This is a genomic window from Candidatus Propionivibrio aalborgensis (genome assembly GCF_900089945.1).
GTDB lineage: Bacteria > Pseudomonadota > Gammaproteobacteria > Burkholderiales > Rhodocyclaceae > Propionivibrio > Propionivibrio aalborgensis.
In genome coordinates, this window is record NZ_FLQY01000160.1 from 1 (window position 1) to 353 (window position 353).

General features: G+C 55.8%; 1 protein-coding gene. It reads right to left on the minus strand.

Annotated features, from left to right (window positions below; all coding sequences use genetic code 11):
* On the minus strand, positions 1–307 hold a 307-nt coding region (locus tag PROAA_RS18885; protein ID WP_222102181.1), incomplete at its 3' end, for a hypothetical protein.
* Positions 308–353: the final 46 nt, after the last annotated feature.

Here is a 353-nt window from a genome sequence, read left to right on the forward strand (position 1 = left end):
CGGCCAGCGTGACGGGAGAACGAAAGCCCCGCGACGAGTGGAGAGACACGGAGCGCACGGTGAGAAGACTTCGAGTTATCACGTGGAAGGCGACCTGACTAGCGGAATAGACGCTCAAGCGCCAAGCGCCTCCGGGTGGAATGCCTGGAACGATTTTAAGCGCGCCGATCAAGTCCGGGAACGATAACGCTAGTCCGGTGAAAAAACGAATGGCTACCTCAGAACGGCGCGCACCAAACAAGGGGCATGAAATGAGTATCGAAGAAGCCTGTACTAACCCATTTTTGAGAAACAGACTGATGAACATCGAAGCAATCCTATACCCAGCAGCGCATCCGTTGCCGCCTTCCGGC